Source organism: Cellulosimicrobium sp. NPDC057862 (assembly GCF_042797035.1).
GTDB lineage: Bacteria > Actinomycetota > Actinomycetes > Actinomycetales > Cellulomonadaceae > Cellulosimicrobium.
Genome location: NZ_JBHVMH010000002.1, coordinates 378,771 through 399,783, shown reverse-complemented (window position 1 = coordinate 399,783; position 21,013 = coordinate 378,771). Strand labels below are relative to the sequence as shown.

The 21,013-nt window shown below is 74.9% G+C and carries 21 protein-coding genes and 1 tRNA gene; 8 read left to right on the top strand and 14 right to left on the bottom strand.

Annotated features, from left to right (window positions below; translation table 11 throughout):
• Positions 1-108 precede the first annotated feature (108 nt).
• From ACFVN3_RS04430 to ACFVN3_RS04420, 3 genes are all read right to left on the bottom strand, one after another.
• Positions 109-1,572 (bottom strand): D-alanyl-D-alanine carboxypeptidase family protein, encoded by a 1,464-nt coding sequence (locus ACFVN3_RS04430; RefSeq protein WP_378230944.1) that lies wholly within the window; start codon positions 1,570-1,572, stop codon positions 109-111.
• Positions 1,573-1,929: 357 nt separating this feature from the next.
• Positions 1,930-3,231 (bottom strand): threonine/serine exporter ThrE family protein, encoded by a 1,302-nt coding sequence (locus tag ACFVN3_RS04425; protein WP_378230942.1) that lies wholly within the window; start codon positions 3,229-3,231, stop codon positions 1,930-1,932.
• 32 nt (positions 3,232-3,263) lie between these two features.
• Complete coding sequence (locus tag ACFVN3_RS04420; protein ID WP_378230940.1) at positions 3,264-3,680, bottom strand: pilus assembly protein CpaE; 417 nt, start codon at positions 3,678-3,680, stop codon at positions 3,264-3,266.
• A 124-nt stretch (positions 3,681-3,804) separates the two neighbouring features.
• Here ACFVN3_RS04420 and ACFVN3_RS04415 point away from each other — a divergent pair, with 124 nt between their 5' ends.
• Positions 3,805-4,518 carry an antibiotic biosynthesis monooxygenase gene (locus ACFVN3_RS04415; protein ID WP_378230938.1) on the top strand — a complete coding sequence of 238 codons (714 nt, stop codon included), beginning with the start codon at positions 3,805-3,807 and terminating at the stop codon, positions 4,516-4,518.
• 29 nt (positions 4,519-4,547) lie between these two features.
• Complete coding sequence (locus ACFVN3_RS04410; RefSeq protein ID WP_378230936.1) at positions 4,548-6,239, top strand: mechanosensitive ion channel family protein; 1,692 nt, start codon at positions 4,548-4,550, stop codon at positions 6,237-6,239.
• A 56-nt stretch (positions 6,240-6,295) separates the two neighbouring features.
• On the opposite strand, the gene surE is transcribed toward ACFVN3_RS04410, so the two are convergent.
• The 5 genes from surE to ACFVN3_RS04385 all read right to left on the bottom strand — a co-directional run bounded on the left by surE (position 6,296) and on the right by ACFVN3_RS04385 (position 10,836).
• Entirely contained in the window at positions 6,296-7,063 is a 768-nt protein-coding gene (gene surE / locus ACFVN3_RS04405; RefSeq protein WP_378230934.1) for a 5'/3'-nucleotidase SurE, read from the bottom strand.
• 44 nt (positions 7,064-7,107) lie between these two features.
• Positions 7,108-8,109, bottom strand: coding sequence for a 1-phosphofructokinase family hexose kinase (locus ACFVN3_RS04400; protein ID WP_378230932.1), 1,002 nt, complete (start codon positions 8,107-8,109; stop codon positions 7,108-7,110).
• Positions 8,106-8,972 (bottom strand): glycerophosphodiester phosphodiesterase, encoded by an 867-nt coding sequence (locus ACFVN3_RS04395; RefSeq protein WP_378230930.1) that lies wholly within the window; start codon positions 8,970-8,972, stop codon positions 8,106-8,108. The genes ACFVN3_RS04400 and ACFVN3_RS04395 overlap by 4 nt, the downstream gene beginning before the upstream one ends.
• A gap of 91 nt (positions 8,973-9,063) precedes the next feature.
• Positions 9,064-9,657, bottom strand: a complete 594-nt coding sequence (locus ACFVN3_RS04390; RefSeq protein ID WP_378230928.1) for a TIGR03086 family metal-binding protein — start codon at positions 9,655-9,657, stop codon at positions 9,064-9,066.
• 120 nt (positions 9,658-9,777) lie between these two features.
• The gene (locus ACFVN3_RS04385) at positions 9,778-10,836 is read right to left on the bottom strand and encodes a 2,3-butanediol dehydrogenase (RefSeq protein WP_378230926.1); all 1,059 of its coding nucleotides are present in this window, start codon (positions 10,834-10,836) and stop codon (positions 9,778-9,780) included.
• A 316-nt stretch (positions 10,837-11,152) separates the two neighbouring features.
• Between ACFVN3_RS04385 and ACFVN3_RS04380 the strand changes: the two genes are divergently transcribed.
• Positions 11,153-12,298, top strand: a complete 1,146-nt coding sequence (locus tag ACFVN3_RS04380; protein WP_378230924.1) for a VanZ family protein — start codon at positions 11,153-11,155, stop codon at positions 12,296-12,298.
• On the opposite strand, the gene ACFVN3_RS04375 is transcribed toward ACFVN3_RS04380, so the two are convergent.
• Positions 12,285-12,467 carry a hypothetical protein gene (locus tag ACFVN3_RS04375; protein WP_253055251.1) on the bottom strand — a complete coding sequence of 61 codons (183 nt, stop codon included), beginning with the start codon at positions 12,465-12,467 and terminating at the stop codon, positions 12,285-12,287. The two genes, ACFVN3_RS04380 and ACFVN3_RS04375, sit on opposite strands and share 14 nt — an antisense overlap.
• Positions 12,468-12,677: 210 nt before the next feature.
• Here ACFVN3_RS04375 and ACFVN3_RS04370 point away from each other — a divergent pair, with 210 nt between their 5' ends.
• Both ACFVN3_RS04370 and ACFVN3_RS04365 read left to right on the top strand, forming a co-directional pair.
• Positions 12,678-14,285: a class I SAM-dependent methyltransferase gene (locus tag ACFVN3_RS04370; protein WP_378230922.1), complete on the top strand. Its 1,608-nt coding sequence runs from the start codon at positions 12,678-12,680 to the stop codon at positions 14,283-14,285.
• A 144-nt stretch (positions 14,286-14,429) separates the two neighbouring features.
• Positions 14,430-15,026 (top strand): ASCH domain-containing protein, encoded by a 597-nt coding sequence (locus tag ACFVN3_RS04365; protein ID WP_378230920.1) that lies wholly within the window; start codon positions 14,430-14,432, stop codon positions 15,024-15,026.
• Positions 15,027-15,091: 65 nt separating this feature from the next.
• Here ACFVN3_RS04365 and ACFVN3_RS04360 read toward each other — a convergent pair whose 3' ends face one another.
• Positions 15,092-15,694: a pyridoxamine 5'-phosphate oxidase family protein gene (locus ACFVN3_RS04360; protein ID WP_378230918.1), complete on the bottom strand. Its 603-nt coding sequence runs from the start codon at positions 15,692-15,694 to the stop codon at positions 15,092-15,094.
• Between the two features lie 48 nt (positions 15,695-15,742).
• Here ACFVN3_RS04360 and ACFVN3_RS04355 point away from each other — a divergent pair, with 48 nt between their 5' ends.
• On the top strand, positions 15,743-16,357 hold the full coding sequence (locus tag ACFVN3_RS04355) for a DinB family protein (protein WP_378230916.1): 615 nt from the start codon (positions 15,743-15,745) through the stop codon (positions 16,355-16,357).
• A gap of 96 nt (positions 16,358-16,453) precedes the next feature.
• On the opposite strand, the gene rlmC is transcribed toward ACFVN3_RS04355, so the two are convergent.
• On the bottom strand, positions 16,454-17,578 hold the full coding sequence (gene rlmC, locus ACFVN3_RS04350; protein ID WP_378230914.1) for a 23S rRNA (uracil(747)-C(5))-methyltransferase RlmC: 1,125 nt from the start codon (positions 17,576-17,578) through the stop codon (positions 16,454-16,456).
• 198 nt (positions 17,579-17,776) lie between these two features.
• On the opposite strand from rlmC, the gene ACFVN3_RS04345 reads away from it, so the two are divergent.
• Entirely contained in the window at positions 17,777-19,426 is a 1,650-nt protein-coding gene (locus ACFVN3_RS04345) for a beta-1,3-glucanase family protein (RefSeq protein ID WP_378230912.1), read from the top strand.
• Positions 19,427-19,548: 122 nt separating this feature from the next.
• Here ACFVN3_RS04345 and ACFVN3_RS04340 read toward each other — a convergent pair whose 3' ends face one another.
• The 3 genes from ACFVN3_RS04340 to ACFVN3_RS04330 all read right to left on the bottom strand — a co-directional run bounded on the left by ACFVN3_RS04340 (position 19,549) and on the right by ACFVN3_RS04330 (position 20,303).
• Entirely contained in the window at positions 19,549-19,836 is a 288-nt protein-coding gene (locus tag ACFVN3_RS04340; protein WP_378230910.1) for a DUF4287 domain-containing protein, read from the bottom strand.
• 73 nt (positions 19,837-19,909) lie between these two features.
• Positions 19,910-20,149 carry a three-helix bundle dimerization domain-containing protein gene (locus ACFVN3_RS04335; protein ID WP_378230908.1) on the bottom strand — a complete coding sequence of 80 codons (240 nt, stop codon included), beginning with the start codon at positions 20,147-20,149 and terminating at the stop codon, positions 19,910-19,912.
• Positions 20,150-20,230: 81 nt separating this feature from the next.
• Positions 20,231-20,303, bottom strand: a tRNA-Lys gene (locus ACFVN3_RS04330).
• A gap of 297 nt (positions 20,304-20,600) precedes the next feature.
• Here ACFVN3_RS04330 and ACFVN3_RS04325 point away from each other — a divergent pair.
• Entirely contained in the window at positions 20,601-20,882 is a 282-nt protein-coding gene (locus ACFVN3_RS04325; protein ID WP_047231388.1) for an iron-sulfur cluster assembly accessory protein, read from the top strand.
• Positions 20,883-21,013: the final 131 nt, after the last annotated feature.

Sequence of the window (21,013 nt, the reverse complement as noted above, 5' to 3'; positions counted from 1 at the left end):
GGGCTCGACCGGGCGGGGGGTGCGGCGTCGGGTGCTCCCGGGGACGACGACGGCCCCGGTCCGCGAGGTCGTCGCGGTGCCGGGGCCGGGATCGGGGGAGCGGGAGCCTCAGGAGAGGTCGCCGTACTCCCAGTGCCAGGGCTCGTTCTTCGAGCCGCCGGCGCGGGCCCACTCGGGGTTGTCCCAGCCGTAGGCCGGCGCGTTGGCGCGCATCCACTCGTACTGCGCGGTGCCGTACCCCTGGATGCCGCCGCCGAGGTCGAGCGCGAGCGCCCAGCCGTGGTTCGACATGCCCGGAGGCGCGGCGAAGTAGCCACGCGACGCCTTGACGGCGACCTGCGAGGCGTAGGAGCGGTAGGAGTCCGTGACGGAGAGGTTCACGCCGAACGCCTCGCGGAACTTCTCGTTGAGCGCCTCGATCTGGTGGGCAGCGTCGCAGCGGAGCTGCTCACCCGGCGCGAACGACAGCTCGCACAGGGCGCTCGCGGGGATCTGCCCGTTGCCGTAGCCCGCCGTGGAGGCCGCCCACGTGTCGAGCTGGGCGGCGATCTCCGCGGCCGACGGCGGTCCGGGCACGACCTCGACGGTCACGCCCGACCCGGCGGCGTCGAGCAGCGTCGACAGCTCTGCGGTCAGCGAGGCGATCTCGTCGGAGGTCGGCGTTCCGGCGGGGGACGCGTCGGCCACCGGTGCGGTCGCGTCGTCGTCGGTGGCGCCGGTCGCGAGGTCGGGCGCCGCGGTCGCCGAGTCGGCGGCCGCCGCGTCCTCCTCGGGAGACTCGGTCGAGGCGTCGGCGCTCGCAGCGGCGTCGGGCGTCGCGGCGGTGGCCGTGTCGTCCGAGGCCTCGGCCAGGTCCGGTACGGCCGCCTCGAGCGGGGGGACGGCCGTGAGGTCGTCGAGCGACGCGCGGGCAGACGAGCGGCTGGCGCGGTCGGAGCCACGCTCGGTGAGGCCGGGCACGCTCGCGTCGAGGGTGTCGGCAGCGGTCAGCAGCGCGCCGTCCTCGGCGTCACCAGTCGCGGTGTCGCCCTCGGGCTCGGTGGCGTCGTCGGCCGCCGTGTCGTCCGTGGCGTCGGCGAGCCCGGATCCCGCGAGCGCGGGCAGCTCGGCGAGCTTCGACGAGCCGTCGGCCGGGGAGGCTGCGGTGACGGCCGTGCTGAGACGGGTACGGGCGTCCTCGATCTGGGCGATCTGCTCGGGGGTGAGGCCGGAGGCACCCTCCCCGGTGAGGAACTGCGCGCGCACGAGGGCGTCGCTCGCGGCCTCGACGGTGGCGGGGTCGGCCGCGACCGCCCCCAGGGTGGCGGGTGCCGTCCCGGCGGCGGTCGTCGTGACGGACGGCGACCCGGCCTGCTCGGCGGACGGGGACGTGGTCTGCGCGGAAGGCGCGGAGCCGTCGGCGAAGGCTGCCGCGGCGGTGCTCGCGGTGAGCGCGACGGCCGCGACGGCGGCGCCGGTCCCGAGGACGCGGCGACGGCGGGGCGCGACGCGGGCAGCGCCGTGCGCGCCGCGGCGCGCGGCGGAGGCGAGGGCGACGGGGAGCGAGGCTCGGCTCGCGGTGTGGCGGCCCATCTAGCGCGCCTCGCCGGGGGCGGCGGGACGCGCGCCGGTGGTGCTGGTCGTGTGCGGTGCGGTCTTCTGGTGCTGTGCAGTGGTCAAGCGAACGATCCGATCATCGGGCCGTGGTCGCGGGCGGTCGAGCGCGGAAGCGCTCCCATCCCTGGTGCACCTGCGCAGGACGGAGCGCTGGGTGACCACGACGGCGTGCGGTCGGGGCGGGACGCACGCGCCCTCTCACCACGACGCCGGCAGGCCTGGTCGCAAGGTGGACCCGGGAGGCCTGTCGGCTGTTCCATCTTCAACTAGACATGTGTCCAGCGAGGTGCCGTGACGGGGGGAAGCCTCGCGAATGAGGTGCCGACCGTGTGGTCAGGATGTGAAGAGGGTACGTGTCACGCGTCCCGCGTCCCGCGTGACCGCCGACCCGACGAGGGTGCCGAGCGCGATCCCGAACACGGCGACGACCGCGTTCGCGATCTCCTGGGCGGCCTCCGGGCCGCCGTTCACCAGGTCGGAGAGGCCCAGGAGACTGAGCGCCCCGGGCACGAGGAGCCAGAACGCCGGGAGGGTCGTGACGGCGGCGGGTGGCCCGTGCGGCGTCCGCTCCACGAGCGCGGCGAGCGGCGCGATGACGAGGGCGCCCACGAAACCCGCGAGCGGCGCCGCGGCGAGCGCCCCGACGAGCTGGGCCGCGTACGCGCCGAGCAGGACGAGCAGCACCCAGGGGAGCGAGCCGCGCGGCGACGACGCGAAGTACATCTGCCCGAGACCGACGGCGAGGATCCCCACCCACGGCGCCCACCACCCGAGCGGGTCGGCGGCCGGGGCGGCGACGAGCGGGCCCGCGACCGCGGCCCCCGCGACGACCCCGAACACGAGCAGCAGGAGCTGCGCGACGCCGTACACGAGCCGGCTCGCGCCGGCGACGATCTGGTTGCTCGTCAGCTCGATCGCCGCGACGGTGAGCACCGAGCCGGGCAGGAACGAGACGAGCGGCGGCACGAGCACGCTGAGCGGGTCGTCGCCGAGCCAGGGGTGCACGACGTCGATCGCCAGGAGCGTCACGACGAACGCCGCGACGACGGGCAGGGCGGTCGCGAGGGTCGGCCACCGGGTCCCGAGCCAGCGGAGCGCGCCGACGAGGAGCCCGAGCGCGAGGTAGACGGGCAGGAGCCGGGCGGTCGGGTTGAGCACGAGCCCGAACCCCACGGTGAGGAGGCCGTGGCCCACGACCGTCAGCACGGGGCCGAAGCGTGGCGGTCGCTCGACGATCGCACGCAGCTCGGCGCGCGCGCCGTCGAGCGGGACGTCGGTCGTGCGCAGGCGGCGCACGAGGGTCGTGAGCGCCCCGATCTGGTCGAGGTTGAGGCCGCTCGCGGCGGCGGCCGCGAAGTCGGCGACCGTGCCGCCGGCGGTGCTGACCCGGACGAAGACGCCCGTCGGGAGGACGAGCGTGCCCACGGTCGACGCGCCCGAGCGCCGCGCGACGGCCTCCAGGTCGTCCTCGACGTCGGTCACGGAGCGTCCGGAGTCGAGCAGCGCGGTCCCGAGCTCGCGCAGGAGGGGGACGAGGTCGGGCGACACCTCGGGCGGCTCGGGATCGACGGCGGGAGGTGGCTCGTCGCCCAGCGCGCGCAGCACGCGTCGCACGACGGACGGGGCGCGGCGCACGTCGTCGAGCCAGCTCGCCCTCCGGCGGCGGGTCAGGGCGGGTCCTCGGTGCTCGCGGCGACGAGCGCGAGCAGCGCCCGCGCGTAGGCGTCGGCGGCGCCCGCCGCGGCGAACGTCGCGAGGTCGTCGAGCACCTCGGTGCGCACGACGAACCCGCCCGTCGTCCGCTCGAGGCTCCGGAACGTGCCGCCGAGCAGCTCGCGGAGCTGGCTCTCGAGCGGGTGCCACAGCGCGTCCTCGAGCGCGACGGAGTCGAGCGCCCACTCGGTCGTCCCGTTGAAGCCGAGCACGACGCCGGTGTCGAACTCGTGCGGCTCGATGGTCATGTCGCTCACGGTGAAGACGTCGCCGTCGCCGCCCGCCGCGAGGAGCCGGAAGCGGTCGCCCGGCGCCGGGGACCACCGCACGCCCGCGTCGCGCAGGGCGAGCGCGAGCTCCCACGAGATCATGCCTGCCACGGTAGGCCCGGCCCGCCCGGCCCGCGCGTCGGCCGTCGTCCCGACCCGCGGGACGATCCGTCCCGCGCCCGCGCACGTTCACGACCCGGAAACACCCGCCCCGTTGACTCGTCCCATGACCCACGACGTCCCCGGGGACGCGCGGCGGTCCGGCGGCGACCCCGCCCCCGCCCTGCCCCCGAACCTGCTGTCCCGTCCGGCCCCTCGCCCACCCGTCGTCGGCACCGGGCCCGTGACCGTGGCGATCGAGCGTCGGGTCTTGCCCGAGAACGTCCCGGCGGTCACGCGCTGGGTGCAGAACGGCGTCAACCTCGCCAACCGCTACCCGGGGTTCCTCGGCTCCGGCTGGGTGCGCGCGTCCGCGGGGTCGCACGACTGGCACATGCTCTACCGGTTCGCGGACGCCGCGATGCTCGACGCGTGGGAGACGTCGCCGGACCGGGTGCGCTGGCTCGCGCAGGGACGGGACCTCGTCGAGGAGACCCGGGTCGAGCGCCGTACGGGCATCGAGGGCTGGTTCGACGCCCCGGCGCCGACCGCGCCGGCGCCGGGCGGGACGGTCGTGGCCGCGCCGCCGCGCTGGAAGCAGTCGGTGAGCATCTGGCTCGGGTTCTTCCCGGTGAACCTCGCGTTCACGCTGCTCGTCGGGAGCCTGGTCCCGGCGTGGGACGCCGTGCCGGCCGTCCCGCGCGTGCTCGCCACGACGCTCGTCCTCACGCCCGTCATGACGTACCTGGTGCTGCCGCGCGTGACGCGGCTGCTCGCCCCGTGGCTCGCCCGGCCGCCGCGCTCGGGGTCGCGTCGCTCGCGTCCCGCGGCCCGGAGGTGACCACCCGGCCACCTGCCTAGCCTGGGGGGATGGACACCGAGCTCGAGAGCACGACCGACGTCCTCGTCACCCTCGGTGCGGTCGCGGCGGGCGTCCTGCTGGCGTTCGTCCTGGGGACGGTGATCTCCGCGGTGGTCCGCCGGGCGGGCCGGCGCAGCGAGCTGGCCCGCGACCTCTCGCGGCGGCTGCGCCGACCGGACCGGGCGGTGCTCACCGTCGTCGCGGTGTGGATCGCGGTCCGCCTGACGACGGACGCGTCCACACCGTGGCGCCCCGCGGTCGAGCACCTCCTGCTCATCGCGCTCATCGTCGTCGGCGCGTGGTGGGTGGGCGCGATCGCGTTCGTGCTCGAGGACTCCGCGCTCCAGCGCTACCGCATGGACACCGCGGACAACCGGCACGCGCGCCGCGTCCGCACGCAGATCACGGTGCTGCGCCGGCTCACCGTGGCGGTGATCGTCGTGTGCGCGGTCGCGGGCATCCTGCTCACGTTCCCGGCGGCCCGCGCGGCGGGCGCGAGCCTGCTCGCGTCCGCGGGGCTCATCTCGATCGTCGCGGGCCTCGCGGCCCAGACGTCGCTCGCGAACGTGTTCGCGGGCATGCAGATCGCGTTCACGGACGCGATCCGCGTCGACGACGTCGTGGTGCTCGAGGGCGAGTGGGGCCGCATCGAGGAGATCACCATGACGTACGTCGTGGTGCACCTCTGGGACGACCGCCGCCTCATCATGCCCTCCACGTACTTCACGACGACGCCGTTCCAGAACTGGACCCGGCGCGCGGCCGACCTGCTGGGGACGGTCGAGCTCGACCTCGACTTCGAGGTGCCGGTAGGCCCGATGCGGGCCGAGCTGCGGCGCCTCCTCGCGCTCACCGACCTGTGGGACGAGCGCGTCGGGATCCTCCAGGTGACCGACGCCGTCGGTGGCCTCGTGCGGGTGCGCGCGCTCGTGAGCGCGCACGACGCGCCCACCCTGTTCGACCTGCGGTGCTTCGTGCGCGAGGGGCTCGTCGACTGGCTGCAGCGCGCGGCGCCGCAGGGTCTGCCCCGCACGCGCCTCGAGCGGGCGGCCGACGCCCTGGAGGTCGGCGGGCCCGACGAGCGGGAGGGCTCGGGGGCTCTCGGGCCGGACGGCGCGGAGTCGCCCGGCGGCCTCGACCGCGACGCCGCGGACGACGGCGGGCCCGTCGCACCTGCGCGACCGCCCCGGCTCCCCGCCGAGCGCGGCTCGCGCCGCGCCGACGCACCCGTCGTCCTCGGGACGATCCGACGCGCGGGGCGGGGCGCCGGTGCCGCGCCGAGCGAGGACCCGACGCGGCTCGTGGGCGTGGTCCCCGGACCCGACGGCGGCCCGGGCCGTCCCGGCGGCGCGGGCGACGGGAACTTTGCCGACGCCGAGGCGCCGGGCGGCACCCGGCCGCTTCCCGCCGTCGGGCCCGACGCCCACGACGACGCCACGCCCGAGGCTGCCGAGTCCGCCTTCTTCAGCGGCACGCCTGAGGGCGAGGAGCGCTCGCGGGCGTTCGCCGGGCCCGGCCAGGACGTCATCGACGAGCGCGAGCGCACGGCCGAGCACGGGGTCGTGCCCGCCGACGAGCCGGGGAGGTCGGGCACGTCGGGCTCGGGCGGCGAGCGGCAGGCCGACGTCCACGAGGCCGGCGAGCACGAGGCCGGCGACGACGGGGACGGCGACCACGGCGACGGCCGACCTCGGGGCTGACGGCCGGGAGCGCGGTGCCCTGTCGGGAACCGGGTGCCAGGCCGAGGGGGTCGCTCTCAGCCGAGTCCCGGGACCTCGACCGTCGCGTCGGCGTAGGGCGCGACGAGGAGCGTCGCGGTCGCCCAGCCGCGCGTGAGGAGCCCGGTGTCCGAGTCGGGCTCCGAGTGCCGCTCGGTCCCGGAGTACTGGAGCACGAGGTGCCGGTCGCCGTCCTCGTGGATGTTCGCCTGCACGAGCCCGAACGTGGCGAGGGGAGCCTGCCGCAGCCCGCGCAGCCGGTCCGGCGGGACGTCGGGGACGTTGACGTTGAGCGTGCGCCGGTCGAGCGGGACGTCGCGCGAGGCGTCCCCGTCCATCCAGGCGAGCACGTGGTCGGTGACGAGGCGCGCGGTGTCCCAGTGCTGCGGCTCCGCCGCGTCGACCGAGACGGCGAGCGACCGGATCCCGTGCGTCATCGCCGACAGCGCCGCGCCGACGGTGCCCGAGTGCAGGATCGCGTTGCCGGTGTTGGCGCCCTTGTTCGCTCCGGAGAGCACGAGGTCCGGGCGCGCGCCGAACCCGCCGTACGCGGCGACGAACGCGATGAGCGCGGGGGCGGCACGGACCGCGTACGACGTCACGCCGTCGGGCAGGCCCGGCGCCTGGCGCGGCTCGACGGCGAGCCGGCCGTCGCGCTCGGCGCCGAGCAGGGAAGCGCTCGCGCCCGAGGACTCGCGGGCGGGCGCGGCGACGACGACCTCGTAGCCGGCGTCGAGCGCCGCCCCGGCGAGCACCGCCAGTCCGGGGGAGTCGATCCCGTCGTCGTTGGTCACGAGGGCGCGCACGGTGGTTCTCCTCTGTCGTCGGGGTCGGGCCGGTGCTGCGGGGTTCAGGCGGGGGCCTCGCGCACCGTGATGCGGCGCGCGAGGCGTTCGATCTGGTCGCGGCGCCCGGTCCCGAGCCCGCGCCGCGTGACGTTGAGCGCGCCCGCCGCGGCGCCGAGGCGCACCGCGTCGGGCAGGTCGAGGCCGCGACCGAGCCCGACGGCGATGCCCGCCGTCATGGAGTCGCCCGCGCCCCGGTGGTCGACGGTCGTGATGCGCGGCGTGCGCACGGTGTACGTGTGCTCGCGCGTCACGAGCAGGGAGGGGTCGTGCGCGCGCGAGACGACGACCGCGCGCGGCCCGGCGTCGACCATCGCGCGCGCGGCGGCGAGCAGTGCCGCCTCGGTGTCGTCGTCGGCGAACCCGCCCTCGACCATCTCCTCGTGGCTGATCTTGAGCACCGCGCCGGGTGCGTCCGCGACCGCGCGCGCCTGCTCCCCGGAGAGGTCGGCGACCACCTGACGCTCCGACGCGTGCAGGTCGCGCGCGAGCCGCCCGAAGAACGAGGCCGGGACCCCGACCGCGGTCTCCGACCCGGTGAGGATCGTCACCGCGGCGTCGAGCCCGGACACGAGGACCGTCCCGTACAGGTCGTCGACCTCGTGCCGGTTCAGCGGGAAGGGGTCCATGGTCGCGACCTCCTCCCGGTGCCCGCTCCGCCGGTCGTGGACGTACGCGCCGTTCCCGCCGGTCGTCGTCGCGCGCAGGTCGAGGTTCTCGGCGCGCGCGAGGTGCGCGGCGACCGTGCCCGTCTCGCCGCCGAACGGGCCGCACACGACGACCTGCGCGCCGAGCGAGTACGCCATCCGCGCGAGCCACAGGCCCTGGCCGCCGGGGTGGACGTGCACCTCGGGCGACGTCTCGTACGGACCGGCCGGCTCGATCTCCACCGTGAGCAGGGGCGTCAGGGCGAGCACGCACACGCTGGGGGTGCGGGCGGGAACGGGGTCGGGCGGGCCGGGAGGGGTGGGGAGCGGACCGGGCGCGGGCGTCGGGGTGGCGCTCATCCGTCCACGCTAGGGCGACCGTGCGCGCCCCACCCGTCGAACCGGGCGTCGAGCCAGCCGACGAGCCGGTCGGGGCGGTCGGTCATGATGCCGTCGACGCCCTGGGTGAGGAGGTCGTCCCACTCGTCGGTCGTGTTCGCGGTCCAGACGTGCACGCGCAGCCCGGCGCCGTGGAGCGTCTCGACCAGGCCGGGCTCGTGGGCGAGGAGCGCGACCTCCGGGTTGCAGGCCACGACCCCCAGGTCCGCGCACACCTCGACGAGCTCGGCGAGGCTGTCCGGGTGCAGCGCGAGCAGCAGCGCACGGTCGAGGTGGCCCGCGGCGTCGCGCAGCGCCGCGACCGTGGGAGGCCAGAACGACTGGACGAGGACGCGGTCGTCGAGCCCGGCGTCGTCGATCTGCTGGGTCACGAGCAGGACGTCCTCGACCGACCACACGCCCTTGAGCTCGACGAGCACGTCGAGCCCCGGCCGCTGGGCGACGAGCCGGGTCACCTCCGCGAACGTCGGGACGCGCTGGCCCGCGAACGCGCGCGAGAACGACGACCCGGCGTCGAGCGCCCGGACCTGGGACAGCGTGAGCCCGTCCACGCGGCCGGTCCCGTCCGTCGTCTCGTCGACCACGTCGTCGTGCAGCACGACGACCCGGCGGTCGGCCGTGAGGTGCACGTCGAGCTCGATCGCGTCGGCGCCCGCGCGCCACGCGGCCTCGAACGCCGCGAGCGTGTTCTGCGGCGCCACGGACGAGTTGCCGCGGTGCCCGACGACGAGCGGGCGGCCCCCGCGGTCGGCGGCGGGCCGGAGCAGGGGGGACGGGTGCGTCGTGCGCTGGTCCCGGGAGCGACCCGGAGAGGTGGGCGGCATGGGGCCAGTCTGGCGTGCGACCCGCGCAGCCGTCCTGCCGGACCTGCCGCCGGGCCGAGCGTTCCGCGAACGTTCACCCGGCGCACGACCGTCAGCGGCGGCGGCCCGTGAGCGCGAGGAGGTGCGTGAGGTCGTCGGCACCGTCGTCGACGTCGAGCGGACCGCGGAACAGCGGGCCTGGCTCGAGGAACGTCGAGCGGGACTCCGCGTAGTGCAGCGCCCACGCGACCAGCGCGGGCTCGCCCGTCTCGTCCGCCCCGACGGCGCGGGCGAGGTCCCACGCGTGCACCACGAGGTCGAACGTCATCTGGGCGCAGTACTCCGCGCCCGACTCGTCGCCGTAGGACAGGTGCACGCGGCGGTCCAGGGCGTCGGGTGCGAGGAACGCCTCGCGGGCCTGGACGGACCCGTCGACCCACCGGCCCACCGGGTCGTCGCCGAGCACGTCGCCCTCGAAGACGGTGCCGACGTCCTCGATCCAGCGCCCGGCGAGCAGCTCGGGCGCCCAGAGCTGCTCGGCCGTGAGGTGGTTGACGAGGTCGCGCACGGTCCAGTCGGCGTCCGGGGTGGGCCGCGCCCACTGGTCGTCCCGCAGCGGGCGGACGAGCGCGTCGAACGCGCCGATCGCGTCGCCGTGGGCGGCGAGGACGTCCATGCGCACCTCCGGGGCCTCGTGAGCCTCCACCGTGGCACGCTGCGCCGCGCGCCGCAGGTCGAGCGCGGGTAGGAGCGGCCCGGTCGGACGGCCCGGTCGAGCAGCGCGGCCCGCGGCCCCCGGGGACGGTGGGGGCCGCGGGCCGCCGTCTTACACCGACACGACGATCTTCACGTGGTCGTCCTTGTGGTCGATGAGCTCGCGGTACCCCTTCTCCACGACGTCCTCGACGGCGATGCGGCCCGTGACGAACGGGGCGAGGTCGATCTTGCCCTCCTGCACGAGCCGGATCACGGCCGGGTGGTCGTCCGCGTACCCGATGGCGCCCTTGATGGTGAGCTCCCGCAGGAGCACCGTCATGACGTCGAGGGTCGGAGGCGCGGAGAACAGCGCGACGATCTGGAGCGTCCCGCCCGCCTTGAGCGCGTGCGTCAGCGTGTCGAGCACCGGCTGCGCGCCGGAGCACTCGATCGCGACGTCCGCGCCGCGGCCGTCGGTGAGCTCGAGGACGCGTGCGGCGACGTCGACCTCGCGGGGGTCGAGCACGACGTCGGCAACCCCGGTCTCGAGCGCCTTGGCCTTGCGCGCCCCGCTCACCTCGGTGACGACCGCGCGCGCCCCGATGGCATGCAGCACGGCGCACGTGAGCAGGCCGATCGGTCCCGCGCCGCCGACGAGCACGGTGTCGCCCGCCTTGGCGCCGGACAGCCGGACCCCGTGGTACGCGACCGCGAGCGGCTCGATGAGCGCCGCCTGGTCCAGCGGGACGTCGCCGACGGGGTGCACCCACCGGCGCTCGACGACGATGTGCTCGGACAGCCCGCCGCCGCGCCCGGAGATGCCGATGAACCCCATCTTCACGCACGCGTTGTAGAGGCCGTCGCGGCACGGCGGGCACTCGCCGCACACCATGAACGGCTCCACGACGACCGCGTCCCCGACGGCGAGCCCCCCGACGCCCTCACCGAGCTCGTCGACGACCCCGGAGAACTCGTGCCCGAACACGACGGGCAGCGTCTCGCCCGACATCGGGTGCGGCTGGGTCTCGGACGGCGCGGGCGGGAACGGGCCCTCGAGGTAGAGGTGGAGGTCGGACCCGCAGATGCCCGTCCACGCCGGGCGGATCTTCACGGTCCCCGGCCTGGTCTCGGGCTCCGGGACGTCCTCGATCCGGAGGTCTTCCTTGCCGTGGTACCGCGCCGCCTTCATCGTCCTCACCTCGTCCGTCGGGCCGCGCGCACCGCTCGGTGCGCGGCGGGCGGTCCCCGGACCGGTCCTCGGTGAGCCCTCGGCGGGCCCTGGCGGGCCGTGCGACCGACCGCACCTCCACGGTAGGTCGGGGCCTCGCCTCCACGCCGCGCCGAAGGTCCTCACCTGCGGGGTCGGTCGTCGTCGGCGCTCGCCCGGGAGCCCGGGAGCGAGGTGCCGGAGCGTGGTGCGGGGGAGCCGCCGCGATACTGGAGCGCGTGACCACGACCCGCGTCCGCGCACGCCGACCCGTCCCCGAGCCTCGCGGGGAGCGCGCGTGATCGACCGGTGGACGTGGCCGGCGTACGTCGGCGTCATCGGCGGCGCGCTGCTCTTCGCGGCGTTCCTCGTGCCCGCGCTCGCGTGGCAGTCCCGCCGGTACGGCGGGCTGAGCGGTCGGCGCCTGGTCGGCGCCGCGGCTGTCGCCGTGTACGGGGTGGCCCTCGTCGCGTACACCCTCCTGCCGCTGCCGAGCGGAGACCTCGCCGAGTGGTGCGCGCAGTACGGCGTCGCCGGCGCCGAGCTCGTGCCGTTCCACTCGCTCGCCGACATCCGTCGCGACACCGCGGGCCTCGGCCCGGGCGCGACCCTGCGCAGCGCGGCCGTGCTCCAGGTCGTGTTCAACGTCGTCCTGTTCGTCCCGTGGGGCCTGCTGGTCCGCCGCTACCTCGGGCGTGGCGTCGTCGTCACGACGCTCTCCGGCCTGGCCGCGTCGCTGCTGATCGAGACCACGCAGTACACCGGCATCTTCGGGCTCATCCCGTGCTCGTACCGGGTCGCCGACGTCGACGACGTGCTGACCAACACGCTCGGCGCGCTCCTCGGGGCGCTCGCGGCCCCGCTCCTGCTGCGGTGGATGCCGCGCGCCGCCGAGCTCGAGGAGCGCCGGGGAGAGGCGCGTCCCGTGACGGTGTGGCGCCGCTGGCTGGGCATGCTGCTCGACGCTCTGCTCGTCACCGCTCTGGGCGTCGTGCTCCAGGTCGGGTACCGCACGGTGCTCTTCGCGCTCGGACAACCCCTCCCCGACGGCGCGGACTGGCCGCAGTGGCTGCTCGGCACGCTCGTCCCGTTCGTGCTCGTGTTCGTCGTGCCGACGTTCCTCGGCAGCGGGGCGTCCTGGGGGCAGCGGACCGTGTGGCTCGCGCCGCGCTGGGCGGGACGTCCCGGCACGACGGCGCAGCGCGTCGCCCGCGCGGCGGCCGGGGGCGCGCTGTGGGGGGCGTTGGGCCTGCTCGCCGACCTGCCGACGGACGTCCCGACGGCGCTCGCGGTCGCGGGCGACGTGGCCGCACCGGTCGCGTGGCTGTTCGCCGTGGTGTCGGTCGTCGCGGTCCCGTTCACGCGCGGCCGGCGGGGGCTCTCCGGGGTGGTGACCGGTGCGGAGGTCGTCGACGCCCGAGAGGCGGCGCTCAGTCCTGCGTGAGAAGCCCGACGGTCAGGGCGATCGCGCCCCAGATCACGAGGCCCCCGCCGACGGCGATGGCCATCCCGTTCGCGCCCGTGGAACCGGCCCGGCGCGCGCCGCGGGCGGCCGTCGCGGCGATCGCGAGGCCGGACACGACGAGCACAGCCCCTGCCACGATCCAGAACATTGCGAACACCGTCGCATACGTCCCCTGTGCGGCGCATCGTGGACGGCCGTCCAGGAGGGTCGGATCGGGGAGCGCTCACACGCGTGCGCCCCGGCGACCAGCGGATTCTCCGCCCTGTCGCCTTCACGGAGAGCGAACACGCGCCATCGGGCACCGACCGAGCCGTGAGACGGGTTGCACCGACCCGGCGTGAGGCCTCACGGTGTGCGGGTGCACCCTCCCGCCCCGCCGGTCCGGCGTGTCCTCTTCCCGGGCCGCCACCACGTCGTCACGCGCTACCAGGTCGACTACCTCCGAGCGCTGCGCGCAGGGCTCGTGCGCGACCTCGACGGTCGCCGCGTGCGCTGCGCCCCGGACGTCGAGGTCGTCTGGGTCGTCACGTCGGCGAACCACGCGGGCACGCGCCGCAACCCGCTGCCGGGGCACCGCCGCGAGGCGCTCGTCGAGAACGTGACCACCCGGGAGGGGCTCCGGTCCGTCGTCGTGCCGGTGCCCGACGTCGCGCCCGACGACCGGTTCGCGCACCTCGTCGTGACGAGCGTCGCGACGGCGACCGGGATCGTGCCCGACCCCGCCGACACCGCCGTCGCGTGCTCGACCCCCGCGCTCGTGGACGCCTACCGCGCGCTCGGGTACCGCGTCGCGGGCGTGGAGCTCGACGCCGCCGAGCCCGGCGGCGAGCCGCCCGCCCGGCCGTGGGACGTCGTCGAGCAGATCGCCGCGGGGGACGAGCGCTGGCGGGAGATCGCGCACCCGGCCGTGCCCGAGTTCTACGCGCGCTACCGGTTCGTCGAGGACGTGCGACGGATCTTCGCCGACCCGGTCGTCTCCGGCGACGGCGACCTCACCTCGACGCGCGACTACCGCACGTACGCCGCCGCGTTCGAGGACGCGTCGGCGCGCAAGTGGGCGCAGGTCGCGCCGCACGTGCGCCCGGGGCGGATCGTCGACATCGGGTGCGCCACCGGCGGACTGCTCGAGCACGTCGCGCGCGAGCCGCGCCTGCACGAGTCGGACCTGTTCGGGGTCGACGTCGCGCGGCACCTCGTCGCCGAGGCCGAGCACAAGAAGGCGCAGGGCGCGTTCGCGAACCCGCACGTCTGGTTCGTGCAGGCCAACATCCTCGACCGGTCGGTGATGCCCGACGCGACCGTCGACACGACCCTGACGATCGCCCTCACGCACGAGGTCTCGTCGTACGGGACGGGCGTGCGCGACGTCGAGACCTTCGCGCGCCGCGTCCACGCGCACACGCGACCCGGGGGCGTGTGGATCAACTCGGACGTGTGCGGCCCCGCCGAGCCGGACCGCGTCGTCGTGCTCACGCTGCGGACCGACGACGGCGCCGCGGCCACCGGGGACGGGCCCGGCGGGGCGCGCACGGACCTCGACGACCTCGCGCGCGCGGACGTCGCATCCTGGGTCGGGGCGCTGTCCACCGACGCGCGCCTGGTCCAGTTCGCGCACGACTTCCCGCGCCTGTCCGGCGCCGCTTTCGCGCCCGAACGGCTCGGCCCCGGGTCGTGGCGACTCACGCTGCGCGAGGCGATGGAGTTCCTGACCCGCAAGGACTACGTCGACAACTGGCTGTCCGAGTGCCACGAGCGGTTCTGCGACCTCAGCGGTCCGCGGTGGGCGGACCTGCTCGCGGACGCCGGCTTCGAGCTCGAGCCGGGCAGCGGCGCGTGGCGCAACGAGTGGGTCGTCGAGCACGCCCTCGCGCCCGTCGCCGCGCTGCACGACGCCGCGACCGGCGAACCCGTCGACTGGCCCGACACCCACGTCCTCACCGTCGCCCGCCGCCCCGAGCTCGCCTGACCCGGCCCCGACCCAGAGCCCGACCTCGCCGAGGTAGAGCCCTGGTGCGCCGAGGTAGAACCCTGGTCATGGCCACGGCTCTACCTCGCGTGACCGGGGCTCTACCTCGGGAGATCGGGGTGGCGTCGTCGTACGCTCGGAGGCGTGCTCCTCGACGCCCGCACGCTGCGCGGCCTCCAGGACGGGACGGTGACCCTCGCGTTCCGCCGCTGGACGACGCCGCGCGTGAAGGTCGGGACGCTCCAGCGCACGCGCATCGGGGTCGTCGAGGTGACGTCGGTCGAGCGCGTACCGGTCAGCCCGGACGGCGCGCCCCTCGTGTCCGACGACGAGGCGCGGCTCGCCGGGATGGCCTCGCCCGAGCGGGTGCTCGCGCGGGGCGCCGCGCGCGAGGGCGACCTCTACCGCGTGGGGATCCGGCTCGCGGGGCCCGACCCGCGCGTCGCGCTGCGCGAGGACGCCGACCTGGACGCGGCCGCCGTCGAGCAGATCGGCGCGGCCCTGGACCGCAAGGACCGCGCCGCCGCAGCGCCGTGGACCCGGCAGTACCTGGAGCTGGTCGCGGCGAACGAGGGCGTCGTCGCGCGCGAGCTCGCCGCGGGGCTAGGGATGGCGCGCGACGACTTCAAGGTGCGCGTGCGCCGTCTCAAGGAGCTCGGCCTCACCGAGAGCCTGGACGTCGGCTACCGCCTCTCCCCGCGCGGTCGGGCCTACCTCGACGCGACGGCCCCTGGGACCTGACGCACCCGCGGCGGTTCAGGGCCAGCGCGCACGGAGGCGCGACGACGCGCTGACAGGTCGAGGTGTCAGCGAGAGGTCGCGCTCGACCGGGGCGACGTGCTGGCGGGTTCGCCGGGTTCGCCGATCGCGGGGAGGCCGTCGATGCTCGTCGAGTTCTTGGTGATCCGGTAGGCGTCGAGCTGGTCGGGGGTCTTGCGGTCGGCCCAGCGGTCGAGCAGGTCGCGGTCCTCGACGAGCTCGAGGTGCGGGACGGAGAACCCGCACGAGTCGGAGACGCGCGTGACGTCCACGACGACGACCCCGCGCTGCCCGGCGGTCTCCGCCTTGGCGAAATAACCGCGCAACGCGTCGAACTCGGGCGTTCCCGCCTCGACGTACCGGCCCGTGCCGTGCAGGCGCACGATGTTCGGGGGACCGCTGAACGCGCAGAACATCAGCACGACCCGGCCGTTCTCCCGCAGGTGCGCGGGGACCTCCGCGCTCGACCCGGTGTAGTCGAGGTAGGCGACGCGGTGCGGGTCGAGCACGACGAACGTGCCCGCCATGCCCTTGGGCGAGACGTTGACGTGGCCGTCCGCCGCGAGGGGTGCGGTGCCGACGAAGAACACCGGCTGCGCGAGGACGAACGACGCCAGCCGGTCGGTGATCTCTGCGTGCACGGTCGCCATGGGGCGAGTCTGGCACCGGCGTCGGAGGGCGGGAGTAGCGTCCGAGGGATGAGCGCCACGACACCTCCGGACCTCGACCCCAAGGCAACGCTGCAGCGCTACCTCACGCGCGAGCGGGAGGTGCTGCTGGCGCGGGCGGAGGGCCTGGGCGAGCACGACGTGCGTCGTCCGCTCACCCGGACGGGCACCAACCTCCTGGGGCTGGTGAAGCACGTCGGCAGCGTGCAGCTCGGTTACCTGCACGAGGCGTTCGGCGGTACGCACGACCTCCCGATGCCCTGGTTCGCCGATGACGCGGAGGTCAACGCGGACATGTGGGCCACGGCGGACGAGTCACGCGAGGAGGTGCTCGACTTCTTCCGGGCGTCGACGGCGCTGTGCGACGCGACCGTCGCGGCGCTCGACCTCGACGCGCGCGGGCAGGTGCCCTGGTGGCCGCCGGAGCGGCGGGAGATCACGCTGTTCCTCGCGCTCGTCCACGTGCTCGACGAGGTTGCGCACCATGCCGGTCACGCCGACATCGTCCGCGAGCTCGTCGACGGCGCGGCGGGGGACGACCGCGGCAACCTGCCCGCGCTCGACGACGACGAGTGGGCCGCCTACCGCGAGCGGCTGGAGACCTCCGCCGTCGAGGCCGCGCGGCGCGCGGGCGAGCGCCCCTGACCGCGAGATCGACCCGCCCGCAGCCAGATCGGCCTCCGGAGGGTCGATCTCGGACGCTCGGGTCGATCTCGGAGCGGGCGCTGCGCCGACGCCGGGTCAGGCGCGCTCGAGCAGGACCGCGACCTCGTAGTGCGACGTCTGCGGGAACATGTCGAGCACCCGGGCAGCGCGCGGGCGCAGCGACGGCATGAGCGCGAGGTCGCGGGCGAGCGACGTCGCGTTGCAGCTCGAGTAGACGACGTGCCGGACGCCGGACTCCTCGAGCCACGAGCTGAGCGTCTCCCCGATGCCGCGCCGCGGCGGGTTGACGACGACGAGGTCGGGCACGTCCTGCCGGGACAGCGCGAACGCCGTCGCGTCCTGGGCGAGGAACGTCGTGCGGTCGAGGCCCGCGTCCCGCGCGGTGAGCCGCGCGCTCGCCACCGCCTCGGCGCTCGTCTCGACGCCGACGACGTCTCGGTCGGTCCCGGCGACGTGCAGCGCGAACCCGCCCACCCCGCAGTAGAGGTCCCAGACCGTGGCGGGCGCGGCGTCGTCCACCCACTCCCGCCCCTGGCGGTAGAGCGCCGCGGCGACGTCGGTGTTGGTCTGGAAGAAGCTCTGCGGGCGCAGGTGCAGGTCGATCCCGTTGACGCGCATGCGCAGCGTCTCGGCCTCCGTGAGGAGGATCTCGGTCTCGCCCTCGACCACGGCCTTGTGCTCCGGGTGCAGGTTCGCGGAGACGACGCGGAGCGACGGCAGCGCGTCGAGCAGGCTCGGCAGGTGCTTGCGGATCCGGGGAAGAGACTCCGTGGACCGGAGGACGAACCGTGCCATGAGGTCGCCGTCGGGAGAGAGCGTCACCAGCACGTACTTCAGCTCGCCGCGGCGGGCGCGCACGTCGTAGGGGACGAGCCGCGCGCGCGTGACGAAGTCCGCGAACGCCGGGAACGACGCCTGGAGCGCGGCCGGGTAGAGCGGGCAGTCGGTGAGGTCGACGCCGCCGCCCTCGCCGAGGATCCCGAGCACCGGGGCGTCCGTCGTGCCCGTGACGACCATCTTCGCCTTGTTGCGGAAGGCCGACTCCGCCGACTCGACCGTGGGGAGCCAGGTCAGGTCCGGCGCGAGCGGCGCGAGGAGGTCGGCGCAGTGCTCCTGCTTGCCGGCGAGCTGGGCCGGGTAGGCGAGCTCGAGGAGGCTGCACGACCGGCACCGGTCGGCGTCGTAGTGGTGGCACTGCACTCGTTCGAGTCTAGGTGCCAGGCGAGCACGGCTGCGGTGGACCGGTGTGGCGACGTTGTGGGAGCGCTCCCTGGCGTGTCTGCCCGGTCTCGGCTACGGTCGTGGCAGCGCTCCCACGCCTCTCGTGGTGGTGCTGTCGCCGGGCCGGTCCGGCGAGTGCGGTTTCGACGGAGCAACCGAACAAGGAGCAGATCCGGCATGAGCCTCGACAGGCGGAGAAGAAGCAGACGAGCATGGGCGGCGCTGTGCGCGGCGGTCCTCGCGGTGAGCGGGGCGGTCGTCGGTGCGGCGGCCCCCGCGAGCGCGGTCCCGGCGACCATCCCGCTCACGATCACCAACGACTCGGGCAAGGGGCCGATCTACCTGTACGTCCTCGGCGAGCGCGACGGCGTCGCCGGCTGGGCCGACGCGGGCGGCACGTTCCACCCGTGGCCCGGCGGGGTCGGGCCCGTGCCCGTCCCGGCGCCCGACGCGTCGATCGCGGGCCCGGGCCCCGGCCAGTCCGTGACGATCCAGCTCCCGAAGCTGTCCGGGCGCGTCTACTACTCGTACGGCCAGAAGATGACGTTCCAGATCGTGCTGGACGGGCGCCTTGTCCAGCCCGCGGTCCAGAACGACTCCGACCCCAACCGGAACATCCTCTTCAACTGGACCGAGTACACGCTCAACGACAACGGGCTGTGGATCAACAGCACGCAGGTGGACCACTGGTCCGCGCCGTACCAGGTGGGCGTCAAGCGCGCCGACGGGCAGGTCCTCAGCACCGGCATGCTCAAGCCGAACGGCTACGAGGCGTTCTACACGGCGCTCGAGAGCGCGGGGTGGGGCGGGCTCGTGCAGCGTGCCCCCGACGGGACCCGCCTGCGCGCGCTCAACCCGTCGCACGGGATCGACGTCGGGAAGATCCCCTCGGCGTCGATCGACTCGTACGTCACCGAGGTGTGGAACTCCTACCGCACGCGCGACATGGTGATCACGCCGTTCTCCCACGAGCCCGGGACGCAGTTCCGCGGCCGGGTCGACGGCGACTGGTTCCGGTTCAGGAACGGCTCCGGGCAGGAGGTCGCGGCCTTCAAGAAGCCCGACGCGTCGAGCGTCTACGGGTGCCACAAGGACCTCCAGGCGCCGAACGACCACGTCGTCGGGCCCATCGCCCGCACGTTGTGCGCCGCGCTCGTCCGCACCACGGCGCTGAGCAACCCGAACCAGCCCGACGCGAGCAACGCCGGCTTCTACCAGGACGCCCGGACCAACGTCTACGCCAAGCTCGCGCACCAGCAGATGGCGAACGGCAAGGCGTACGCGTTCGCGTTCGACGACGTCGGCGCGCACGAGTCGCTCGTCCACGACGGCAACCCCCAGGCCGCGTACATCAAGCTCGACCCGTTCACGGGCACCGCAACGCCCCTCGGCGACAGCGGGGGCGGCACCGAGCAGCCGAACCCCGGCGGCGGCCTGCCGACCGGCACCGGGACGATCCGCGCCGGCGCCGCGCTGTGCCTCGACGTGCCGTGGGCCGACCCGACCGACACCAACCAGGTCCAGCTCGCGACCTGCAGCGGCAACGCGGCGCAGCAGTGGACGCGCGGGTCGGACGGGACCGTGCGGGCGCTGGGCAAGTGCCTCGACGTCGCGCGCAGCGGGACCGCGGACGGCACCGTCGTCTGGATCTACACGTGCAACGGCACGGGCGCCCAGAAGTGGGTGTACGACGCCGCGTCCCAGGCCCTGCGCAACCCGCAGTCCGGCAAGTGCCTCGACGCCCAGGGCGGAGCGCCGCTCCGCGACGGCCAGAAGGTCCAGCTCTGGACCTGCAACCAGACCGAGGCCCAGCGCTGGTCGTTCTGACGCCGCCCGGTCGCTGACCTGGAAGCACGCCCGGTGCCCGACGCCGCCCGCTCGCGGGACGTCGTCGGGCACCGGTGTGCGCGGGGCGCGACCGGGGCGACCCGCGCGGTGTCCGCGGGGCGTCAGGCGGGCTTGGTCGCCTTGCCGTCGAGCCACAGGGTGTCGGACTCGTCGCGGTGCGTGCCGTCGGACCCGACGTGCTTCGAGGAGATCTGCGGGCCCTTGGTGATGACGTGCACGATCGCCATGCCGTGCCCGCGCCCCAGGTCGTAGTCGTCCTTGAGCCACGCGAGGATCGGCGTGGCTTTCGTGGACTCGTCGAAGCCGCGCTCGTGCGCGAGGTCCACGAGCTGGCGCGGGGTGAGGCCGGTCTTGTCCTCGACCGCGTCGAGATAGGCCTGGAAGGACATGCGAGCTCCTCGTCGTCGGGGGCGGGCCGCTCGACCCGCCGGTGAACCTACCGACGGTCGCCCACACTCGGACTCATCGGTCCGGTCGTGGGGTCCTCCGCGCGGGGCGCGGCGGGCGGGTACCCGATCGCAGTACGTCCGTCACCGCGTTCTCCACGAGCACGGGGACGAAGTCGCGCACGTGCGCGGTCTGGTACCGCCCGAGCTCCGCGAGCACCTGGTCGCGCACGTCGTCCACCGGTACGTCTGGGAAGCGCGCACTGACCCGCTCGACCACGACGTCGATCTCGCGGTCCTCGTCCTCGATCGCCATGACCTGACGTTCCGGCCCTGTAGCGCGGCGCGCAACCAACGTCGGGTGAACACCGGACGTCGAGCCGTGGCAGGGGGGAGGTGGGCCCCGTGGGGCTCGAACCCACAACCTACGGATTAAAAGTCCGCAGCTCTGCCAATTGAGCTAGAGGCCCTGGACGCCGACCGGCGTCCACGCACAGGCTACCCGCGCGGGGGTGTCCTCCGGTGCGTCTACCGGTCGCGCGGGCGCGGACCCTACGCGCGTCGTCGGACGCTGTCACGCGCAGTCTTGCTCCGTGAGAAATTCGGTGAGAATCGGGCGATTCGCTTGCGAGCGGCGCGCGTTCTTGTTTCGGTGGAGTGGACCGAGGAGCCCGCGGGAGGGTGCACCGACGGCAGGTCACGCCAGCCAGGCGTGAGCCGCACGGACGTGTCCCGCAGGGTTCCGCCCGGCGACGAGAGGAGCTCTCGTGCTCACCCTGACCGACAACGCCCGTACCGCTGTCCACGACCTGCAGACCCAGGCCGGTGTCCCCGAGGGAGGCGGTCTGCGGATCGCCGAGTCCGCGGACCAGGCGGGCAGCTTCGAGCTCGCGCTCGTGCCCGCCCCGCAGCCCGACGACACGGTCGTCGAGGACGGAGAGGCGAAGGTGTTCGTGGAGTCCGCCACGGCCCCGACGCTCTCGAACCTCACGCTCGACACGGACCCGAACGCGCAGGGCCCGGCGTTCGTCCTGACTCCTCAGGGCTGACCCACCACGCACCACCGGCGCCCGCGCCGGACGATCTCGACGACGCGTCCTCCTCCTCCAGGCGCGTCCTCAGGTCGCACGACGGGCCGTCCGCTCCGGCGGGCGGCCCGTCGTCGTGCGAGGCGGCGCAG